This is a genomic window from Pandoraea pulmonicola (assembly GCF_000815105.2).
Lineage (GTDB): Bacteria > Pseudomonadota > Gammaproteobacteria > Burkholderiales > Burkholderiaceae > Pandoraea > Pandoraea pulmonicola.
In genome coordinates this window covers 2033673-2053342 of record NZ_CP010310.2, presented here as the reverse complement: position 1 = coordinate 2053342, position 19670 = coordinate 2033673, and the positions used below count along the sequence as shown (strand labels likewise).

At 63.0% G+C, this 19670-nt stretch carries 15 protein-coding genes and 1 other RNA gene; 12 read left to right on the top strand and 4 right to left on the bottom strand.

Features of this window, described 5'->3' with window-relative positions:
• Nucleotides 1-64 precede the first annotated feature (64 nt).
• On the bottom strand, nt 65-700 hold the full coding sequence (rimM, locus tag RO07_RS08965; protein WP_039409963.1) for a ribosome maturation factor RimM: 636 nt from the start codon (nt 698-700) through the stop codon (nt 65-67).
• A gap of 121 nt (nt 701-821) precedes the next feature.
• Nucleotides 822-1073: a 30S ribosomal protein S16 gene (gene rpsP, locus RO07_RS08960; RefSeq protein WP_017234865.1), complete on the bottom strand. Its 252-nt coding sequence runs from the start codon at nt 1071-1073 to the stop codon at nt 822-824.
• Between the two features lie 199 nt (nt 1074-1272).
• Here rpsP and RO07_RS08955 point away from each other — a divergent pair, with 199 nt between their 5' ends.
• The 5 genes from RO07_RS08955 to RO07_RS08935 all read left to right on the top strand — a co-directional run bounded on the left by RO07_RS08955 (nt 1273) and on the right by RO07_RS08935 (nt 6321).
• Entirely contained in the window at nt 1273-2493 is a 1221-nt protein-coding gene (locus RO07_RS08955) for a PQQ-dependent sugar dehydrogenase (RefSeq protein ID WP_084072529.1), read from the top strand.
• Nucleotides 2494-2679: 186 nt separating this feature from the next.
• On the top strand, nt 2680-3489 hold the full coding sequence (locus RO07_RS08950; RefSeq protein ID WP_039409959.1) for an META and DUF4377 domain-containing protein: 810 nt from the start codon (nt 2680-2682) through the stop codon (nt 3487-3489).
• 9 nt (nt 3490-3498) lie between these two features.
• Nucleotides 3499-3948: a TM2 domain-containing protein gene (locus RO07_RS08945; RefSeq protein WP_039409958.1), complete on the top strand. Its 450-nt coding sequence runs from the start codon at nt 3499-3501 to the stop codon at nt 3946-3948.
• Between the two features lie 9 nt (nt 3949-3957).
• Complete coding sequence (locus tag RO07_RS08940) at nt 3958-4899, top strand: Rossmann-like and DUF2520 domain-containing protein (protein WP_039409955.1); 942 nt, start codon at nt 3958-3960, stop codon at nt 4897-4899.
• Between the two features lie 237 nt (nt 4900-5136).
• Nucleotides 5137-6321 (top strand): PA0069 family radical SAM protein, encoded by a 1185-nt coding sequence (locus tag RO07_RS08935; protein ID WP_237171451.1) that lies wholly within the window; start codon nt 5137-5139, stop codon nt 6319-6321.
• Between the two features lie 89 nt (nt 6322-6410).
• On the opposite strand, the gene RO07_RS08930 is transcribed toward RO07_RS08935, so the two are convergent.
• Complete coding sequence (locus RO07_RS08930; RefSeq protein ID WP_039409952.1) at nt 6411-6899, bottom strand: Lrp/AsnC ligand binding domain-containing protein; 489 nt, start codon at nt 6897-6899, stop codon at nt 6411-6413.
• A 104-nt stretch (nt 6900-7003) separates the two neighbouring features.
• Between RO07_RS08930 and RO07_RS08925 the strand changes: the two genes are divergently transcribed.
• Nucleotides 7004-8290 carry a D-amino acid dehydrogenase gene (locus RO07_RS08925; protein ID WP_039409949.1) on the top strand — a complete coding sequence of 429 codons (1287 nt, stop codon included), beginning with the start codon at nt 7004-7006 and terminating at the stop codon, nt 8288-8290.
• Nucleotides 8291-8394: 104 nt separating this feature from the next.
• Nucleotides 8395-9528, top strand: a complete 1134-nt coding sequence (ald, locus tag RO07_RS08920) for an alanine dehydrogenase (RefSeq protein WP_039409946.1) — start codon at nt 8395-8397, stop codon at nt 9526-9528.
• Nucleotides 9529-9596: 68 nt separating this feature from the next.
• On the opposite strand, the gene RO07_RS26770 is transcribed toward ald, so the two are convergent.
• Nucleotides 9597-10031: a biotin/lipoyl-binding protein gene (locus tag RO07_RS26770; protein WP_039409943.1), complete on the bottom strand. Its 435-nt coding sequence runs from the start codon at nt 10029-10031 to the stop codon at nt 9597-9599.
• 487 nt (nt 10032-10518) lie between these two features.
• Here RO07_RS26770 and ubiG point away from each other — a divergent pair, with 487 nt between their 5' ends.
• From ubiG to RO07_RS08890, 5 genes are all read left to right on the top strand, one after another.
• Nucleotides 10519-11214, top strand: coding sequence for a bifunctional 2-polyprenyl-6-hydroxyphenol methylase/3-demethylubiquinol 3-O-methyltransferase UbiG (gene ubiG / locus RO07_RS08910; RefSeq protein ID WP_039409941.1), 696 nt, complete (start codon nt 10519-10521; stop codon nt 11212-11214).
• Nucleotide 11215: 1 nt separating this feature from the next.
• Nucleotides 11216-11941, top strand: coding sequence for a phosphoglycolate phosphatase (gene gph / locus RO07_RS08905; RefSeq protein ID WP_084072527.1), 726 nt, complete (start codon nt 11216-11218; stop codon nt 11939-11941).
• Between the two features lie 115 nt (nt 11942-12056).
• Nucleotides 12057-16049, top strand: coding sequence for a DUF748 domain-containing protein (locus RO07_RS08900; protein ID WP_084072526.1), 3993 nt, complete (start codon nt 12057-12059; stop codon nt 16047-16049).
• A 29-nt stretch (nt 16050-16078) separates the two neighbouring features.
• Nucleotides 16079-16437, top strand: a transfer-messenger RNA (tmRNA) gene (gene ssrA, locus RO07_RS08895).
• A 993-nt stretch (nt 16438-17430) separates the two neighbouring features.
• A complete protein-coding gene (locus tag RO07_RS08890; RefSeq protein ID WP_084072525.1) occupies nt 17431-19440 on the top strand; it encodes an NEL-type E3 ubiquitin ligase domain-containing protein in 2010 nt (669 codons plus the stop codon).
• Nucleotides 19441-19670 lie beyond the last annotated feature (230 nt).

Genomic DNA, 19670 nt, shown 5'->3' with positions numbered 1-19670 from the left:
GGATCCGTCCAAAAGTGCCCGACCGCAGCAACGGCCGGGCGGTCAATCGGCAACAACGCGCAACTCAGTAATCGAGGCCCCAGTCGGCCACAATACGCCTCGCCTCGACATCGACAGTCTGCACGTATTGCCCGACGAACGGGATCAATCGCTCGGCGGTCTTCGCCGGCTTGCCGTCGGCCGCCGGTGCTTCGTAGGCGACACGCAACACGGTATGAATGCCGTTGTCGAGCAAACCCACGACCTTGCCGAGTACTTCGTCCTGCAAATTCGTTACCTGGGCGCCAATCAGGTCGACCCAATAGAATTCGTCTTCGCCGGCCGTCGGGAAGGCACTTCTTGGCACCCAGACCTGAAGACCCTTGAGCGCCTCGGCAGTCGTCCGGTTACCACTGCCGCGCAGCTGCGCGACCACCGTTCCGGAATGTCCACGGCTAAGCAGCACATCAGCCATCGCATAGGTCGACTCGCCGGGACGGCGGAAATACCAGCGATCCGCCGACAGAAGCCCTTCGCCCTTGCCGGTGTGCGGCTGCACCTTGATCCAGCCACGAATTCCGTAAGCGTCGCCGATGTAACCCAGTTCGACGAGATCGTCGGGCACTTCGGACACCGGGGCGAGCACCTGCTCAGCACGCTTGCCGGCAGCCCCGAGTTTCAGCGGCAACCGCGCACGTGCGGGTCGATCGGAACGAACCATGCCAATCCAACGTTGTGACGAACACACGGCGATGCCCACTCCAGATTGCTCGGGAGCAAGCACCGCCGTTCAATTCTTATGCCATCGGCAAACCGATAGCAATGCGTATCTTGCTAAACGCTCAGGCAGCAGCCTTGGCGCCTTGCTTGATCAGGCGAGCCACGGTCGGCGACAGTTGGGCGCCAACGCCTTGCCAGTACGTCAGACGGTCCTGAGCGATGCGCAGACCTTCCGTGCCTTCGGCAGCGACCGGGTTGTAGAAGCCAATACGCTCGATGAAGCGGCCATCGCGGCGGTTACGCGAGTCGGTTGCAACGATGTTGTAGAACGGGCGCTTCTTCGCGCCGCCGCGAGCCAGGCGGATAACGACCATAATAAATCCTTGTGAATCCAGAAGTGTTCGGACAGAAAACGCGTGATTATAGCGCAAAACCCTCGTCAAAACAAACACTTCGCCAAACGATCGACAAGGCCCGTCAAGCCAGGCCACGACTGGGCGGGCACCGCGGCAATCCAGGGCCGCGGGTCACTGGTCTACAATGTACCAATCCTTTGTGTGAAGCGAGTCCTGCATGCGACGATTTCCCGATGGATGGCAGCCCACCTTCCGGCCGCAATGGCTAGCGCGGCTTGCCGCGCGAGGCGCCTGCCTCGGGAGCCTCGCGCAACGGACGGGCGCTGTACTCGCCGCAAACGTGCTTGCCACCGGTCTCGCCGTCGGGCCTGCGCTTGCGACTGCGCGGGACGCGCTCCCCATCGAACGCCTTTCCCTGCCGCCCGGCTTCCACGTCGAAGTGCTCTCCGATCAGGTCCCCGGCGCACGCGGCATGGCGCTCGGCCCCAAAGGCACGCTATTCGTGGGTAGCCGCGCACAGGGCAACGTTTACGCCATCACGCTCGATCCCTCTCGCGCCTACGCGGCGAAGGTTCGCACCATCGCGTCCGATCTGAACATGCCCATCGGCGTCGCGATTCACAACGGCTCGCTATATATATCCGCTGTCTCCCGTATTCTTAAGCTTGACGATATCGAAAACCGGCTCGACAAACCGGGCAAGCCTGTCGTCGTGTACGACATGCTCCCGAGCGAGAGCCACCACGGCGGACGATATATCGCCTTCGGCCCCGATCAGCGGCTCTATGTGGGAGTGGGTGCGCCCTGCAACGTCTGCAAGCGCGACGAAAACCGCTACGCCATAATTGGCAGCATGAAAGCGGACGGCAGTGACTGGCGGGTCGTCGCCCGTGGCGTGCGCAACACCGTCGGGTTCGATTGGCAGCCGGGCACCAACGCGCTGTGGTTCACCGACAACGGCCGTGACCTTCTCGGCGATGACTTACCGAACGACGAACTCAATCGTTTGGGCCGCCCGGGCGAACACTTCGGATTTCCCTATTGCCACGCTGGCGATATCGTCGACCCGGAGTTCGGCCGGGAAAAGCCCTGCGCAGCCTTCACACCCCCAATGACCAAGCTCGGCGCCCATGTCGCTGCGCTCGGCATGCGCTTCTATACAGGTAAGCAATTTCCGAACGACTATCGCGGCAGCATCTTTATCGCGGAACATGGATCATGGAACCGAAGCCGCAAGGTCGGGTATCGCGTAGTCCGTACCGTGCTCGACGCAAAAGGCAACGTCACTAGACAGGAGGTCTTTGCACAGGGCTGGCTCGGCAGTGACGAGTCGGTCTGGGGACGCCCCGTCGATCTCCTCACGCTACCGGACGGCTCCTTGTTGATCAGTGACGACTATGCTGGCGCAATCTACCGCATCACCTACCGCAGACCGTGAGACATCACCATGGCGCCAATCCCTTGCACTTCCGAGCGCCCCTCCCCCGTGCGAAGGGGAACTGACAATGAACCCGGACGGTCAACGCTTCACGGTACTCACGGCCTCATCCGGACATTTCATCCTCCGTCCGTCGTCATGATTTCGCCGTCCCTGCCCTCTCCGCAACCAAAAAACAATCCCATCATGACTCAACGTCGACTCTCGTTCCTGCCTTCGTCGTTCGCTTCCTATCTGGCGGCCTTGATCGTCCCGGCAGCCATGCTGGCCGGTTGCGCAGCACCGTCCGGCGGGGGGGACAATCAATCCGCCTCGCCTGACGCATCGGCCACGGCCAATGCGCCGGCCGATATTCTCGGCACCTGGCAGTTGGTGAAGTGGGAGGGTGCCAGCGACGTTCCGCCCCTGCCGGAAGGTCGCACGATCAATCTGACATTCAACGACAAGAACGCCTTCTCCGGCACCGGTGGCTGCAATCGGATCTTTGGTCAGTACAAGATCGGTCCGGGCAACGGACAAGTGAGTCTGCAGGCGCCTGCCGCAACGCGCATGGCATGTCCGGATTCGATGGCGTTCGAAGACCGTTATCTGAAAACGCTGCCTCGCGTCACGCGTTTCGAGCGCCGCGATACGCAATTGACGCTTCGCACGACCGACGGCGAAACACTGACTTACGCGTCGCAAACGCTGCTCAATCGCACCATTGCCGGCGCCACCGGAAACCAAAAAACGGAAGACCGGATCCTGGACGTCGACTCGAAGATGGCGGATTGCGCAGGCGTGGCCAAGCGCAAGTGTCTGCGCGTACGCAACGCGGATGACTCGGGCAAAACGCAGTGGGAACTCTGGTACGCCCACATCGATGGCTTCGAGTGGAAGCCCGGCGTAGAATACCGCGTGAAAATCCACGGTGAACCGATGGAAAATCCGCCCGCCGACGCTTCGAGCATGCGCTGGACGCTCGTCGAAGTCATTCGAGAAACACCTTCCCGATAACGCGCCCCGATGAACGCAGTCGCCTATAAATCCAAGACCCTGACCGCTGGACTGGCCATGCTGTTCGGCACGATCGGACTGCACCGCTTCTATCTTTACGGTCTGCGCGATCGTTTTGGCTGGGCTCATATCGTGGGCTCGGCATGCGGGATTGCCGGATGGGGATTGTTGGTGACGAGTGAGTTGCGTTCTCCCGCCGGGTGGGTCCTGACTATCCTCGGAGCCATTTCGCTGTTCTCGGCCTTTCTTGCCGCCATCGTCTATGGCCTTCGTCCCGACGAACGCTGGAACGCCCAGTTCAATCCGAGCGCGCGGCAAAAGTCGCGTTCGGGCTGGACGGCGGTCATCATTGTCGCCGTCTCCCTGTTTGTCGGCGCCATGCTGATGATGGTCGGCTTTGCCGTGGCGTTCCAGACCTATTTCGAAACGCACGACACGCCCAACCGCCTGTCGCAATAACGTTTCGCCTTGACTACGACATCCTCCCCCTCTCTCAAGCCGACGCTCGGCTTCATTGGCGCGGGCCGCGTCGCTCGGGCCATGGCCGCTGCGGCATCGCGCGCCGGCTATCGGGTGACAGTTGTCGCTAGCCGGCAACTCCACGCCGCGCAACGCATCGCGACAGCGCTGCGCGAGTGCGAACCGATGCCAGTTGAACGGCCGCGGGACATGAATGCGGTCTTCGACCATGCCGATCTGGTGTTTCTGACGGTTCCCGACGACGCCATCGCCATCTGCGCCACCGCCCTGTCCCCGAAAGCCGGACAAGCGCTGGTGCATTGCAGTGGCGCGTCCGAGGTCGCTCTGCTCGCACCGGCGGCGAGCCACGGCGCCCAGATCGGGGGGTTCCACCCGCTCTTTCTGTTTGCCGGGCTGGACAACGACGCCGAGCGCATGTCCGGTTGCGCCATCACGATCGAAGCGGACGCGCCGCTGAACCGCACGCTGCAGGCACTGGCCCGCGACATGGGATGCCGCGCCCTGTCGATTCCTGCTGGCGAACGCATGCGTTACCACGCCGGCGCCAACTACGCCGCCAGTTTTCTGCTCTGCCTGCTCGACGAAGCGACGACGCTCTGGCGTGCGGTCGGCATGCCGGAGGCCGACGCACAAGCCGCCATATGGCCGCTCGTGATGGGCACCCTTGACGCGGCTCGCGAGCGCGGACTGCCGGGCGCCCTCGCCGGTCCGGTGTCGCGCGGCGACGCCGGCATCGTGGCTCGACATACGGAAGCGCTGGCGGTCATGGGCGGAAACCACGCGACGCTGTACTCGCTCCTGACGCTTCGAGCGATCCATCTGGCCCGCCAACGTCCGAACGCCGACCACGCTGCACTCAACGCCATCGCCAGAACCATCGCCCCCTACCTGCCCCCAACCGCGCCGCCCAAAGCAGGCGGCAGTGCATAACGCTGCGTAGTTCCACCACATCCAGACAGCCGGCCATCCCCGCCAGCCACGGTCGTCCCCGACGCTATTCGCCTCATTCAGCGGCCAGGCCGTGTTCGCCCCACCCGCCACACTCGTCCATTTGTCGCCGTACATGATTGCCTCCGTCGAAATACTGTACAAAAACACAGTATAATGACGAGCATTCCCTGCGGACACCCGTTGCCGGTGTCCGGACTGCTTTCAAGGAGACGAGCCATGGCTTCCTCGTTCGCGCCGCCCCCGTCGCGCAAGGGCCGAGGCGCTACTGCCAATCTGGAGTCACGCTTTTCGGCCTGGCGCCGAGAAAGCGATGAAACGCGCCACGAATCGGACATGGCCCAGGAATGCGAGGTCAAATTCGTCACGCAGGTCGCACTGGAGAATGCGCGCACGATCATTTCGCGCAACACGTCGGCGGACATTCCGTTCGACCGCTCGATCAACCCCTACCGTGGCTGCGAACACGGTTGCACCTATTGCTTTGCGCGCCCGACCCATGCCTATCTCGGTCTGTCCCCCGGGCTCGACTTCGAAACGCGGCTCTACGCCAAGCACAATGCGGCCGAACGGCTGGACGCAGAACTGCGCAAACGTGGTTATCAACCCGCGCTTCTCGCACTGGGCGCCAACACCGATCCATACCAGCCTATCGAACGGGAATACCGCATCACACGTAGCGTGCTCGAAGTGCTGGAGCGCTTCGGGCACCCGGTTGGCATCACCACGAAATCCGCGCTGGTCACACGCGACGTCGACATTCTGTCGCGCATGGCCGAACGGGGACTGGTGCGTGTGTTCATCTCCGTGGGAACGCTCGACGCGGACATCGCCCGTAAGATGGAACCTCGCGCGAACACCCCGGCCCGCCGTATAGAAGCCATTCGCAAGCTGACCAGTGCGGGGATTCCGACCGGAGTGATCGTGGCGCCGATCGTGCCCGCGTTCACCGACTTTGATATCGAGCGCGTGTTAACCACCGCCGCCGAAGCGGGTGCGACCTACGCCGCCTACGTGATGCTACGGCTCCCTCTCGAGGTTCACGACGTTTTCGTGACGTGGCTGGAAGAGCACTACCCGCTCCGAGCACGCCACGTGATGAGCCTGATCGAGCAGGTGCGGGACGGCAAACACAACAGTTCGGAATTCGGTACCCGCATGAAGGGGACGGGTCTACATGCCGAGTTGATTCGGCAACGCTTCCATCTGGCGGCGCGCAAGCTTGGACTCAACCAGGCGCGCCCGCCGCTGCGCAACGATCAATTCAAGGTCCCGGCGCCGGACTCACCGCCCAGGACTGGCAGCAATGGCGGTAAGCCAGCGCGCGACCGGACGTCGCCAAGAGGAACATTGGATTCCAGCGATCCAACGGGAACCGCCAATCCGCAGTTGCCGCTCTTCTGACGCTTCTGGCGAATCGCATCAGGAGCCGGCATCAAAAACCATATTCGCGCCGAAGCGGTGCAGTGGCACCACGCCATCCCTGCCCCGCCTCACTCCTCGACGTAAATCGTCAGCGTCTCCTTGATCTCCTCCATCACGACATAGCTCTTCGACTGCACAGCGCCCGGCAGTTGCAAAAGGATGTCGCCGAGCAGTTTCCGATACTCGGACATCTCGCGAATACGCGCCTTGATCAGATAGTCGAAATCGCCCGAGATCAGGTGGCACTCCATCACCTCAGGTATGCGCAGCACTTCGCGCCGGAACTGGTCGAACATGTTGCCCGACTTGTGGTCCAGCGTGATCTCGACGAACACGAGCAGCGCCGCCCCCAATGCCGCGGGATTTACCCGGGCGAAATATCCCATGATCACGCCATCGCGCTCCATGCGCTTGACGCGCTCGATGCACGGGGTGATCGACAGGCCAACCTGCTCCGAGAGGTCCTTCATCGACATCCGTCCGTCCTGCTGAAGCAATGTGAGGATGCGCCGGTCGAGCCGGTCCAGCGTCCGGATCGATTGCTGTTGAACTCTCATGATTTTTTCCTGAATTCAGGAGATATACATTAACTAAATCTAGTTAACCGAGAATAGCATGCGAATTATTACTGGATAACTATGGTTTTACAGGAGTCAACGCAATGAAGGTCATCGTTCTCGGGAGTGGCGTCATCGGCGTCACCAGCGCCTACTATCTGGCAAAGGCCGGGCACGACGTCACTGTGCTCGATCGCCAGGCGGGTCCGGCGCTCGAGACGAGCTTTGGCAACGCCGGCCAGATTTCGCCAGGTTACGCTTCGCCGTGGGCCGCCCCGGGCATTCCGACAAAAGCCATCAAGTGGCTGTTCCAGAAGCATGCCCCGCTCGCCATCCGGCCGGACGGCACGCTCACGCAACTCAAGTGGCTCTACCAGATGCTGCGCAATTGCACGCCCGAGCGATACGCCGTCAATAAGGAACGCATGGTGCGGATTGCCGAGTACAGTCGCGACTGTTTCCGCGCCCTGCGTGCGGAAACGGGTATCCCATACGAAGGACGCCAGGCCGGCACCTTGCAGCTCTTCCGTACGGAAGAGCAACTGGCCAACGCCGCACGCGACATTGCCGTTCTCGAAGAGGCGGGTGTTCCGTTCGAGTTGCTCGACAGCGCGTCGCTCGCCAGCGCGGAGCCGGCGCTCGCCGCCGTATCGCACAAGCTCACGGGCGGTCTTCGCCTGCCGAACGACGAGACCGGCGACTGCCAGTTGTTCACTACGCGTCTGGCCGCCATGGCCGAGACGCTTGGTGTGAAGTTCCTCTACGACATGCCGATCGACGGCCTGCAAGTGGCGGGCGACAAGATCGAAGGCGTAGTGTGCGCCGGTTCAATGCAACGTGCGGACGCGTACGTCGTCGCGCTCGGCTCCTACTCCACGCCGTTCCTGAAAGGCATCGTCGACATTCCGGTGTATCCGCTCAAGGGCTACTCGATCACCGTTCCCATCGTCGACGCGCAGCGGGCGCCTGTCTCGACCGTACTGGACGAAACCTACAAGATCGCGGTCACGCGCTTTGACGACCGCATCCGCGTCGGCGGTATGGCCGAAGTGGTGGGTTACGACAAGTCGCTCAAGGCGGCACGTCGCGCCACGCTGGAAATGGTCGTGAACGATCTGTATCCGGGCGCGGGCAACACGGCCGAAGCGTCGTTCTGGACGGGGCTGCGCCCCATGACGCCGGACGGCACGCCGATCGTCGGCGCCACCGCACTGCGCAATCTGTTCCTGAACACCGGACACGGGACGCTGGGCTGGACGATGTCGTGCGGCTCCGGTCAGTTGCTGGCCGACCTGATGTCGGGTCGCCGACCCGCGATTCTTGCCGATGACCTTTCCGTAGCGCGTTACAGCGGCGCGCCCGATGCGCAGGCCCAACCAGCCTTCGCCTGATGTTGAAAACGGCACCTTCGGGTGCCGTTCTTGTTTGGGCTGTCCATTACGTCGGAGGACGCGCCGGGATTTCTCGCCGTGACACTGAAAACAGGAGACGCATCATGAAAATCGGTATCCCCAAGGAGATAAAGAACCACGAATATCGCGTAGGCATGACGCCCGCAGCCGTACGCGAAGTGGTGGCACGCGGGCACGAGGTGTGGGTCGAGACGCAAGCCGGCGCGGGCATCGGCATGGACGACTCGGTCTACGCTGCCGCCGGGGCTCGCATTGCCGCCAATGCCGTCGATGTCTTCGATCGCGCCGAGCTCATCGTCAAGGTCAAGGAGCCCCAGGCCGTCGAGCGCGCCCGGCTACGGCCGCATCACACGCTGTTTACGTATCTTCATCTCGCCCCGGACCCCGAGCAAACTCACGATCTGATCAAGAGCGGCGCCACGTGTATCGCGTACGAAACGGTGACGTCCGCCACCGGCGGGCTACCGCTCCTCGCCCCCATGTCGGAAGTCGCAGGCCGCATGTCGATCCAGGCCGGCGCAACTGCGCTGGAAAAGACGCACGGTGGGCTGGGCCTGTTGCTCTCCGGGGTGCCTGGTGTCGAAGCCGGCAAAGTCGTCGTCCTCGGCGGAGGCGTCGTCGGCACCAATGCGGCAACCGTCGCCGTTGGAATAGGTGCGCAAGTTACGGTCATCGACAAGTCGGTCGAAGCGTTGCGCCGCCTCAGCGCACAGTTCGGTGGACGTGTGCAAACCGTCTACTCGACGCAGCACGCCATCGAAACTCACTTGCGCGAAGCAGACCTCGTCATCGGCGGCGTACTGATTCCAGGCGCCGCCGCACCGAAGCTCATTACGCGCGCCATGCTCGGGCTGATGCGCAAGGGGGCAGTGATCGTCGACGTCGCCATCGACCAGGGCGGATGTTGTGAAACGTCGCATCCGACGACGCACGCCGACCCCGTCTACATCGTCGACGGCGTGGTTCACTACTGCGTCGCCAACATGCCTGGTGGGGTGCCTCGCACGTCGACCTCGGCACTCAACAACGTAACGCTGCCGTTCATCCTGCAACTTGCCGACCAGGGACCTGTGGCCGCAATGCGCGCCGATCCGCACTTGCTCGCCGGACTCAACGTGGCACGTGGGATGGTGACGAATCGCGGCGTAGCCGACGCACTCGGGCTCGGCTATCACGACCCGCGTGCCGTGCTCGCGTACCTGCCGGCCGCATCCTGAGTGGCGGCATCCGCTCGGGCAGCCGTCGGACTCCACAACGTCTGGCGGCAGCTCATGGAGGCAGGCGCTCAGTCCGGCGATTGGGCCTGCCTCGCCTTTCGATCCCGGAACCAGACACTCGCCCGATCGAGTTGCGCGCGCAGCGGCCTCGGGTCGATCTGCACGAGCAGATCGCCGGCCTTCACGTCGCGCCCCTCGGAGAACGTCACCCGCTCGATCTGTCCGTCGACGCGTGCCCGAACGGTCACGGACGTCGTAGCCTGCACGACGTAGCGCGGCAGGTCACGTGCGGCGACGACGGTGAACACCACAGCGATCGGAGGCTGGGCCGCATCCGGCGGCGGGGCGCGATGCACGGCCCCGCGCCAGATCAGCAGCGCGGCGGCCACAAGAACGACGACAAGGACGAAAAACGCGAGCCAACGCCAGCGGCGTTGCCAGCCGGGTGGGCGTGGACGGCCAGGCTCAGGGCCGGCATTGTCCGGCGCCGTGGGTTGCGTCATGGCGCCTCCCTCGGGAGTCCGATCCAAAACGGCCAGAGGTTCACGGCGGCGGCAGCGACGGCTGCCGCACTGTGCCGCCACCAGTCCTGCCCGGCACGCCGGGCCGCGACATACGAAATGGCGTCCCGCTCATGCGAGGGAATGCTTCCCGAGTGTGTCGCATCTACGTAGGGCTCGCAGTCGCCATTTTCCCTGCCTGATCAATACCTTGCCATCGTACCGATGGCTACCCGCCATGCTCGCGCCATGGTCGCGTCGGTGGCGCGCCCTCGGCAATCGATATTCCAAACGCTCGTTTCGATCACGGCAATCCCGGCAGTGCATTCGTCGCTACGCCGCGTCAGATGGGCGCGCTTTGGACATGGGCACACTCCCTTCGTTATACTTCCCCCATCTCGACGGCGCCTGCCGATCCTCCCGGTCAACGGGCTCGCGCTGCCGCGCGACGGCCCGCCTGCCGAAAGCCGTCAATGTCCATGAGCAAGTGATGAACGCCGACCCCCAAGAACTCAATAAATTCAGTGAATTGGCCCACCGCTGGTGGGATCCGCACAGCGAATTCAAACCGCTGCACGAGATCAACCCGCTCCGCCTCGACTGGATCGAGCAGCACGTACCGCTGCAAGGCAAGCGCGTGCTGGACATCGGCTGCGGCGGCGGCATTCTCTCCGAGTCCATGGCGCGTCAGGGCGCACGTGTCAAAGGGATCGATCTGTCGAAAAAGGCACTCGGCGTAGCCGACTTGCACAGCCTTGAAGCCGGCCTGTCCATCGAGTATGAAGAGATATCCGCCGAGGCGCTCGCCGCGCGCGACGCCGGCACCTACGACGTGGTGACCTGCATGGAGATGCTCGAACACGTGCCGTCGCCGGCATCGATCGTGGCGGCCTGCGCCACGCTCGTCAAACCGGGCGGCCACGTGTTCTTCTCGACCATCAACCGCAATCCGAAGGCATGGCTGCTGGCCGTCGTCGGCGCCGAGTACGTGCTGCGCATGCTGCCGCGCGGCACGCATGACTACACCAAGTTCATCCGCCCGTCCGAACTCGCGTCGTTCGCCCGCGCCAGCGGCTTGACGATCCGCGATCTGCGCGGCTTGACGTACAACCCGCTTACCAAGCGCTACGCGATCAATCGCGATACCGACGTCAACTATATGATCGCGTGCACACGCGATGCCTGATATGTTCGAGCCCCCCGCCCGAGTCCTTTCCACCGTCCAGGTCACTCCTCCGCGCCTGCTGGGCGGCCGGGTGCGCGCCGTGCTGTTCGATCTGGACGGCACGCTGGCCGATACAGCGCCCGATCTCGTCGCCGCGGTCAACAAGGTACGTACGGATCGCGGCCTCCCGCCAGGCCCGTACGAAACGTTGCGCCTGCAGGCGTCGCACGGCGCACGCGGCCTCATCGGCAGCGCGTTCGGCGTCACGCCGGACGACGCCGCGTTTCCCGAACTGCGCGACGCCTTCCTCGCCAACTACGAAGCCGCCTTGTGCGTGCAGAGTCGTCTGTTCGACGGCATCCCGGCACTGCTCGCCGAACTCGCCGAGCGGGGCATGCCCTGGGGCATCGTCACGAACAAGGCAGCTCGCCTCACCAACCCGCTCGTCAAGCTGCTCGGCCTCGCCGACAGCGCAGCCTGCGTGGTCTCGGGTGACACGACGCCGCATAGCAAGCCGCACCCTGCGCCCTTGCTGTACGCAGCGGAGCGCATCGGTGTGGCCCCCGCCGACATCGTGTACGTGGGCGACGACCTGCGCGACGTTCAGGCGGGCAAAGCGGCGGGGATGGCGACCGTCGCAGCCGCATACGGTTATTGCGGCGATACGCTCGCGCCTGCTCAGTGGCAGGCCGATGCGATCGTCGAACGCGCGGGCGCGATCGCCCCGCTGGTGATGTCGCCGGCCTGACGCCGCTTCGTCACCTGCCGGGACAGGGCCGCTGCCGTTACGGCCGGTCCCGGGTCTGTCCCGCCGCGCCCCTCTGGCGCGGCGCGTGCTTCACTGGCTGCTTACGGGGGACCGCATGGCCGAGCAAGCGAACGATCGCAAACCGACTTCAAATTCCTCCCCAGGCGGCGCCCGCCTGCAGCAGGGTCTTGCCCGCGCGCAAGCGATGGGCCGCGACCCCAACGTGCGCCGCCGGGCGCGCAAGACCGGTCTTTGGACGATCGGTGTCATCGCCGTGTTCGGCGTCGTCAGCTATTTCACGGTGCCGGCGGTGCTCAAGCACTATGCCGTCGACAAGCTCTCCGCCTATCTGGAACGGCCTGTGACCGTTGGCGACGTCAGCTTCAATCCGTACACGCTGCGCCTCGACCTGCGTCAGGTTCATATCGGCGACAAGACGCCCGGCCACCCGTTCGTGGACGTCGGCCTGCTGCGCGTGAACGCGTCGTGGAGTTCGTTGTTCCGCCTGGCGCCCGTCGTCGACGAGCTCTATCTGGAAACGCCGGTCGTCAACATCGTGCGCACGGCGCCGCAACGCTTCAACTTCTCGGACATCATCGATCGCGCGACGTCCGGACCACCGTCGCCCGAGCCGTCGAAACCTGCCCGCTTTGCGCTGAACAACGTTCATATCAAAGACGGCTCGATCCGTTTCGACGATACCGTGCAGAACGAGAAGCACGTCGTCGACCACCTGCAGGTCGGCGTGCCGTTCATTGCCAATCTGCCGGCCGACACCAACATCTTCGTGCAGCCGCTGCTGCAAGCGTCCATCGACGGCTCGCCGCTGCATATCTCGGGCCAGACGAAGCCGTTTGCCGATTCGCTCGAATCGACCGTGGACATCAAGCTCGATCGGCTCGACGTGCCGAAGTACCTCGGATACTCGCCGGTCACGGTGCCGGCACAGATCAAGAGCGCTGCCATCAGCACCGATCTGAAGCTGCACTTCACCCGCGACAAGCAAGGTGCGCACGTCCTGCTCACCGGCACGGCGGGGCTCACCGATGCGGTCGTGAACGAGGCGGACGGCTCGCCGCTCGTCTCGCTCAAGCAGGTCGACGTGAAGCTGGGCAAGGTCGAGCCGCTGGGCAACGTCTATCACATCGACAGCGTGCGCGTCGACGGTCTCGACCAGCGCATCGTGCTGGAGAAAGACGGCTCGATCAATGTCGTGCGTGCGTTGCTGCCGGAGCGCCCAGCCATCAAGGCCGTGGGCAAGGCCGTCAATCAGGCGGCCGCATCGCCCAAGGCCAGCGAAGCCGCGAAAGCGGCGCCAAAGGTGCCCGCCGAGCAGACGGCGCGCCCGGCCACGCCGGCTTCGGCCGCCGAGGCCGAACAGGTCAAGGCGCTCGCCGCTGCGCAGCCTGCGCCGCTCGACCTGTTGGTGGGCGACGTCTCACTCGTCAACAGCAAGGTTCACTTGACCGATGAGCGCGGCGCAAAGCCGGCGAGCGTCTCGCTGGAGAACATCGCCGTCGGCGTGAAGCAGTTCTCGACGCTGGGCAAGACGCCCGCCACGTACGACGCATCGATTGGCATCCAGAGCGGCGGCTCCATCAAGGCGCACGGCCAATTCAGCCTGCCGGCCTACAACGCAAGCGGAGAGCTGGACGCGCAGTCCATCGCCCTCGCCCCGCTGCTGCCGTTCGCGCAAGGGGCACTCGCCGGCGACCTCAAGAGCGGCACCCTCGGCGTGCAGGCCAAGTTCAACGCCGCCTTCGCTCCCGACAAACAGCCGAACGTACAGATCGAACCGGCGCGCGCGACGCTCGAGAAGGTCGAATGGCTCACCGGCCGCAAGGGCGACGCCCCGCTCAAGCTCGCCAAGGCCGAAGCGAAGCTATCGCACTTCGATCTTGGGGCGCGCAAGGCCGAACTCGACGAACTTTCGGTCACCGGTCTCGACGTATCCGCGCGGCGCGACAAGGACGGCGCCATCAACCTGCTCGCACTCGCCGGCGATGGTCACGCGAAGGCGTCGGACCGCAGGCGCGGCGACGTCAACGCTCGCGTCGGTACCGAGCGAGGTCGCCGTACCTCGGCCAAGGCATCCGAAGCATCGAAGGCACAAGCCGCGGGCGACTGGCAGTGGAAGGTCGGCAAGGTGGCGATCGAGAACGCCAGCATCGGGTTTGAAGATCGCGCCGTCAAAGGCCGTCCGATCAACGCGAAATTCGCGCCGCTCAACGTGAAGGTGCAAGGTGCATCGCAGGACATGGGCAAGCCGTTGCAGCTGGAAGTGACCGGCACGCTCAACAGGAAGGGCTCGCTGAACGCCACGGGCAACCTCATCCCGCAGCCGCTCTCGGGTGATCTGCAGATCAAGACGCAGCAGCTCGATCTGGCCGCCTTCGATTCGTACATGAGCGACGAACTGAATGCGAGCATCGCGAGCGCCCTGCTCTCGAGCAGCGGCCGCGCGACCTTCGCGATGAAGGGCGACACGCCGCAGGCCACCTATCGAGGCGACGCCACTCTCGGCAATGTGCGACTGCTCGACAAGGTGACGGCGGACGACTTCGTGCGCTGGAACGCGCTGTCGGTGCAGCAGATCAACATGGCCATCGGCAGCGGCAGACCGAACGTGCAGTTGGGCAGCATTGCGCTGTCGCGTTTCTATGCGCGGATCATCGTGAATGCGAACGGGCGTCTGAACCTGGCCGACGTGATCGGCAACAAGCAGGAAGCCCCGCGCTCGCTCACGCGCGCCAACGACGGCGTGTCGCTCGACGGTTCGCCCGTCAGGCCGCCGCTGGACGCCGCAGCCTCGGCCGTCGAAGCCGGGCAGCCGACGGAAGTCGAGAAGAAGGAGCAAAAGCCAGGTGAGACGACCGTGCAGCGCGGCCCGAGCTACGGCACGGGCAAGGCACTGCCGGCGGACGTGCACGTTGGCCGGATCACGCTGCAAGGCGGCAACATCAACTTCACGGACAACTTCGTGAAGCCGAACTACACGGCCAATCTGACGGGTATCGGTGGGCGCGTCAGCGCGTTCGGCACGGCCACGACGGAACCGGCTGACGTGGCGCTGCAAGGCAAGGTCAACCGCAACGCACCGATCGACATCAACGGCAAGATCAATCCGCTCGCGCCGATGGCGTTCGTCGACCTGAGCGCAAAGGCCAACGGCATCGAGCTGACCAACTTCACCCCTTATTCGACAAAGTACACCGGCTACCCCATCGAAAAAGGCAAGCTCACGGTCGACGTGCATTACCTGCTCGACCACGCGAAGCTCACGGCGAACAACCACATCTTCATCGACCAGTTGACGTTCGGCGACCACGTGGACAGCCCGACGGCAACCAACCTGCCGGTGCGGCTGGCGGTGTCGTTGCTGAAGAATTCGCGCGGCGAGATCGATGTGAACATTCCGGTTTCCGGCTCGCTCGACGATCCCCAGTTCAGTCTGGGCGGCGTGATTTTCCGCGCGGTGATCAATTTGGTCGTCAGGGCGGTGACCGCGCCGTTCAGCCTGCTGGCGTCGGCGTTTGGCGGCGGCGAGGACGAGGAACTGGGTTACGTGGAATTCGCACCGGGCAGCGCGCGGTTGATGCCGGGCGACGAGAAGCGTCTCGAGACGTTGGTCAAGGCGCTGAACGACCGTCCGTCGCTCAAGCTCGACATCGTGGGCCGTGTGGATCCGTCCAAGGACACCGACGGGCTGCGTCAGGTGGCGGTCGAGCGTGCGATCAAGGCGCAGAAGGTGAAAGCGATGGTCGGCAAGGGCGAGAGTATCGACGTGGACAGCGTGAAGGTGACGCCGGAGGAGCGCAGCAAGTACCTGACGGCCGCATACAAGGCGGCGGACTTCGCGAAACCGCGCAACATGATCGGGTTCACCAAGTCGCTGCCGGACGACGAGATGGAAAAGCTCATGGAGACCAACGTCAAGGTCGGCGACGACGATCTGCGTGCGCTGGCCGAGCGCCGTGCGCAGCGGGTGCGCTCGTGGCTGGACGACAAGATTGCGTCGGACCGCTTGTTCGTGGTGGCGCCGAAACTCAATGCGGACGGCATCAAGGACAAGGGGGCGACGACGCGGGTGGACTTCGCACTCAAGTGAGGCATTTGTGTCATAATCAGCAATTCCACGGGGCCGACATGGTTTCGACGTGGGTAGCGAAGCGATTCAGGGCATACCGAGGACCCGTCACCTCGTTAATCAATGGGAAATTAAGTAACTGCTAACGACTCTCGTTACCAGCTGGCTGCCTAAGGGCGCCTCCCTCGCACTAGCTCTCTGACGGGCTAGGGTAGCAATACCAGGCGAGGTCATTTACGTCAGATAATCTCCGGTGGTGCCATGACGCCGGGGCCGAAAATCAAGTGGATCGCCGTTGCGTAGCGTGTTCGTCCGCGACAAAACGGTTAAATCAAATGACTGAACTAAGTATGTAGAACTGGTCGTAGAGTACTTGCGGACGCGGGTTCGATCCCCGCCGGCTCCACCAAAACACCGACCGTCGACGACAACGAAAGACGGTCAAAAACCTAGTAAAGACGGGCCTTCGGGCCCGTTTTTCATTTCTGCGTCGTTGTCGCTGGTTATCGTTGGTTGTCGAAAAAAAGACACGTAAACGGCGCGCTGCGGCGGGTCGTTGAACATCGCCCCATGCGTGGAACGCCCGTTCCAATGAACTCAGTCTGCTCGTTCCGCCGCCCAGGCGTGATATCCGCACAGCCCTCCATTGTCCTGGTCGTGTGGGCCCAACCCTTCGCCGCACACACGGCACTGAACATGCGTCAATTTTCCATCGCAAATGATGCACTGGCCTGATTCAACGAGGAAGGCATCCTAGTAGCACTATGGACACCTCTCCAATGGTTGCTCCCCTCCGTCAGTCATCGCGATATAGCTTTCGCCGCAAAACGCATCGGAAATAGCATCATCGATGACACCTTCGAATGGCGAATGGTCTCCACATGCAACACATTCGAAGATCAGGTCTGATCGATATCGAACTGCTGTTTCTATCGGATGTACAAGCTCAGACGCACAGCTTGTACATTTGATATGGCCGAGGACTGCGGTTGCGTAGGGCGCCTCCCAATCAACCTGCGCCATCGCGTCGCGGCAAACAGCAAGCTCCCTTGCATGGACATCGCTCTCGCGCAGGCGTATTTCCCATGTGTCCTCGCCGAGCAGGGTCGCGGGCTCGTCGACTTAGAACCTCCACGACGGAGCACGCTCCCCATATGCCCCACCACATAGCGCCTCCTCGCGGCCCTGGCGGAGATGTGCGCCGCGTCCAGCGTGATGCCGTCCCGACGCTCGTTTTTTGATAGCCGCCTATGCGGCCTATCGTCCAACATACGCTCATCCTGCGGGGTGATGGCTGTACGCAGGCACCCCGTCAGCGCACGCCAAGCCGACTGCAAGCACCGTGGAAGCGATGCCAGAGTGACCTGACACAGGCGGCCCATTTTTCCGGGAACCGGGGGCTATGCCCTCCTCCATTGCCATTTCATCCACGATGCCAATCACACCAACTGGATCACCTTCGCTGACCGCGCTGACTCAGCCGTTAAACGCGCCGCCCTACTCGTCCCTGCAAGTCGATGAAGCAAGAAGATTGGTCCTCGAATATGTGGGCCAGCGCGATGACTGGGGTCACGAGCAGCGCTGCACCGCAATATTGGCCGCGCTCGCCTGGAGCCATCGCCAGTTCAACCGGAGGGGTGGTGCCGACATGGAGCCGCTGCGCCGCGACCTGACGCAGCACTTGGAGCGCTCATGCAGTGAAGGCGAAGACGCCGAGGCATTGGCTGACGCTCTCGCAAGCCTTTGCTCGGAAAATGCGCCCGATGGCCAATCCACCGATCCCTCCCCGGTGCATGTGCAGCTTGCTCATGACGTGCTCGCCACGCTGGACAGAGGCGTGGACGCGTGCCCACTGCTGAGCGAACTGATCGGGGGCTTACCCGAGCACCATGGGGTGGATGGCAACAGCGTAGATGAACTCTACCGGTCTGCCCTATGCGCATGGGTGGCTATCGCGCCGCCGAACGACAAAGGCCGCGCGATCGTGAAGGACAGGATTCTCAACATGGCGAATGGCAAACTCGATTTACAACGTCTAGGTTTGCGCAGCCTTCCGGATTTGCCCAGCGGTCTCGTAACGCTTAACGCTCGATTCAACCAGTTGTCCCACCTGCCAACCTTGCCCGCGAGTCTCGAAAATCTCGACGCAACCGGCAACGAGTTGAACCACCTGCCGACCTTGCCCGCGAACCTCACGATGCTTGCTGTACACGACAATAAGCTACCCCGGCTGCCGGCATTGCCACCGGGCCTCACGGTGCTCAATGTCATTTCCAATCAGTTGACCCGGCTGCCAGACCTGCCCGTAAGTCTCACGGACCTCTGGGCGGCCAATAACCAGTTGCCCCACCTACCGCCAAGCGTTTTGAGCATGCCGTGCGATGGCACAGTAATTATCGATGGCAACCCAATCTCGGCCGCCGCCCTGCAATGGCTGCAGGAGGTCACGTCTGCGCCGGGGTATAGCGGGCCTCGAATCTACTTCTCCATGGCGACTTTCGGCGCGAACGATGCAGCAACGCGCCCCCTCTACAAAACGGTTCAAGACTGGTTCAGCAACAATGAAGAGGCGCAGGTGGGCCAATGGCAGGTGCACAGCGGAGAAGCGCACGCCGCAGAGTTTTCCCGTTTTCTGGACCGTTTGAAAGAACTTCCCGTCAACGACAACGTCGACTTCAAGACGGCTGTCGCCAAGTGGTTGTCCAAGGTCATCCAGGATAAAGAGCTTCTCCGGCTGGTCTTCCAGGCTGTCCAGGAGGCCACCACGTCCTGCGAGGACCGGATCGCGCTAACGTATAACAACCTGACGAAACTCAGTGAAGCCCACGCCGTCAGCCGTGGCGATTACGACAACAGGCTCGATGAGGTCATCGAGCGCGGGCGCGGCACATTTCGTCTGGATGCCCTGGAAAGTATCGCTCGCAAGAAGGCTCAGGCGTTACGGCTGGTCGAGGAAATCGAAGTCCATCTAGCCTATCAGGTGCATTTGCGCGAACCGCTGAAATTACCCACTGACATCGCGAACATGCGCTACTTTAAGCTCTCCGGTGTGACCCCACAGGATCTGAAGGACGCCGAGGAGGAAGTTCTCGCCCGAGAGCGGGCGGAGTTCCCCCAGTATTTCCTGGTCGAATGGGAGCCTTGGCAGCAGGTGCTGGGCCGGCTGGCCCCGGAGGAGATCGAGCGCACGCGTCAAAAATTGCAGGACATGCTCCCCGAATATGAGCAAGGAACGGCGGGGCGGCTAGTCAGTCTCGGGCTGCCGGAAGACTACGAGACGCAGGCGCAGGTCGGAGTCGACCTCATGAAGAGACAGCAGTTGGCGGTCTATGAAGCGCTCACTCGAGAGTTCTTGCGCAAGCAGGGCGAGGAGGCGCTCATGGACCGGATCTTGGGCACGGCCAACCGGTGACAGCATCGGCATCGTTCAAAGCCAGCAACGGGCGGGTGATCATTCTCATGATTGACGCGCCCTGATTTCATCGTCATTTCGCATCGGACGGTGGAGCAGCGCACTGCCCCATCCGGCCGAGCACGCCGCGCACTGAGCGATTCATGCAAGCGCAGATGGCGAGACCATGCGACAGTAAAAGGCGTTCGCAAGAAGTTCTCTCATGTGAAGCCATGCCTCAAGTTTCCAGC

Excerpts from the sequence above, each read along its gene's own strand:
- RO07_RS08955 (WP_084072529.1), top strand. The coding sequence starts at position 1,273 with ATGCGACGATTTCCCGATGGATGGCAGCCCACCTTCCGGCCGCAATGG.
- rpsP (WP_017234865.1), bottom strand. The coding sequence starts at position 1,073 with ATGGTCGTTATCCGCCTGGCTCGCGGCGGCGCGAAGAAGCGCCCGTTC.
- ubiG (WP_039409941.1), top strand. The coding sequence starts at position 10,519 with ATGAACGCCGACCCCCAAGAACTCAATAAATTCAGTGAATTGGCCCAC.
- RO07_RS08900 (WP_084072526.1), top strand. The coding sequence starts at position 12,057 with ATGGCCGAGCAAGCGAACGATCGCAAACCGACTTCAAATTCCTCCCCA.
- RO07_RS08930 (WP_039409952.1), bottom strand. The coding sequence starts at position 6,899 with ATGAGAGTTCAACAGCAATCGATCCGGACGCTGGACCGGCTCGACCGG.
- rimM (WP_039409963.1), bottom strand. The coding sequence starts at position 700 with ATGGTTCGTTCCGATCGACCCGCACGTGCGCGGTTGCCGCTGAAACTC.
- gph (WP_084072527.1), top strand. The coding sequence starts at position 11,216 with ATGTTCGAGCCCCCCGCCCGAGTCCTTTCCACCGTCCAGGTCACTCCT.
- RO07_RS26770 (WP_039409943.1), bottom strand. The coding sequence starts at position 10,031 with ATGACGCAACCCACGGCGCCGGACAATGCCGGCCCTGAGCCTGGCCGT.
- RO07_RS08950 (WP_039409959.1), top strand. The coding sequence starts at position 2,680 with ATGACTCAACGTCGACTCTCGTTCCTGCCTTCGTCGTTCGCTTCCTAT.
- RO07_RS08945 (WP_039409958.1), top strand. The coding sequence starts at position 3,499 with ATGAACGCAGTCGCCTATAAATCCAAGACCCTGACCGCTGGACTGGCC.
- RO07_RS08890 (WP_084072525.1), top strand. The coding sequence starts at position 17,431 with ATGCCCTCCTCCATTGCCATTTCATCCACGATGCCAATCACACCAACT.
- RO07_RS08935 (WP_237171451.1), top strand. The coding sequence starts at position 5,137 with ATGGCTTCCTCGTTCGCGCCGCCCCCGTCGCGCAAGGGCCGAGGCGCT.
- RO07_RS08925 (WP_039409949.1), top strand. The coding sequence starts at position 7,004 with ATGAAGGTCATCGTTCTCGGGAGTGGCGTCATCGGCGTCACCAGCGCC.
- ald (WP_039409946.1), top strand. The coding sequence starts at position 8,395 with ATGAAAATCGGTATCCCCAAGGAGATAAAGAACCACGAATATCGCGTA.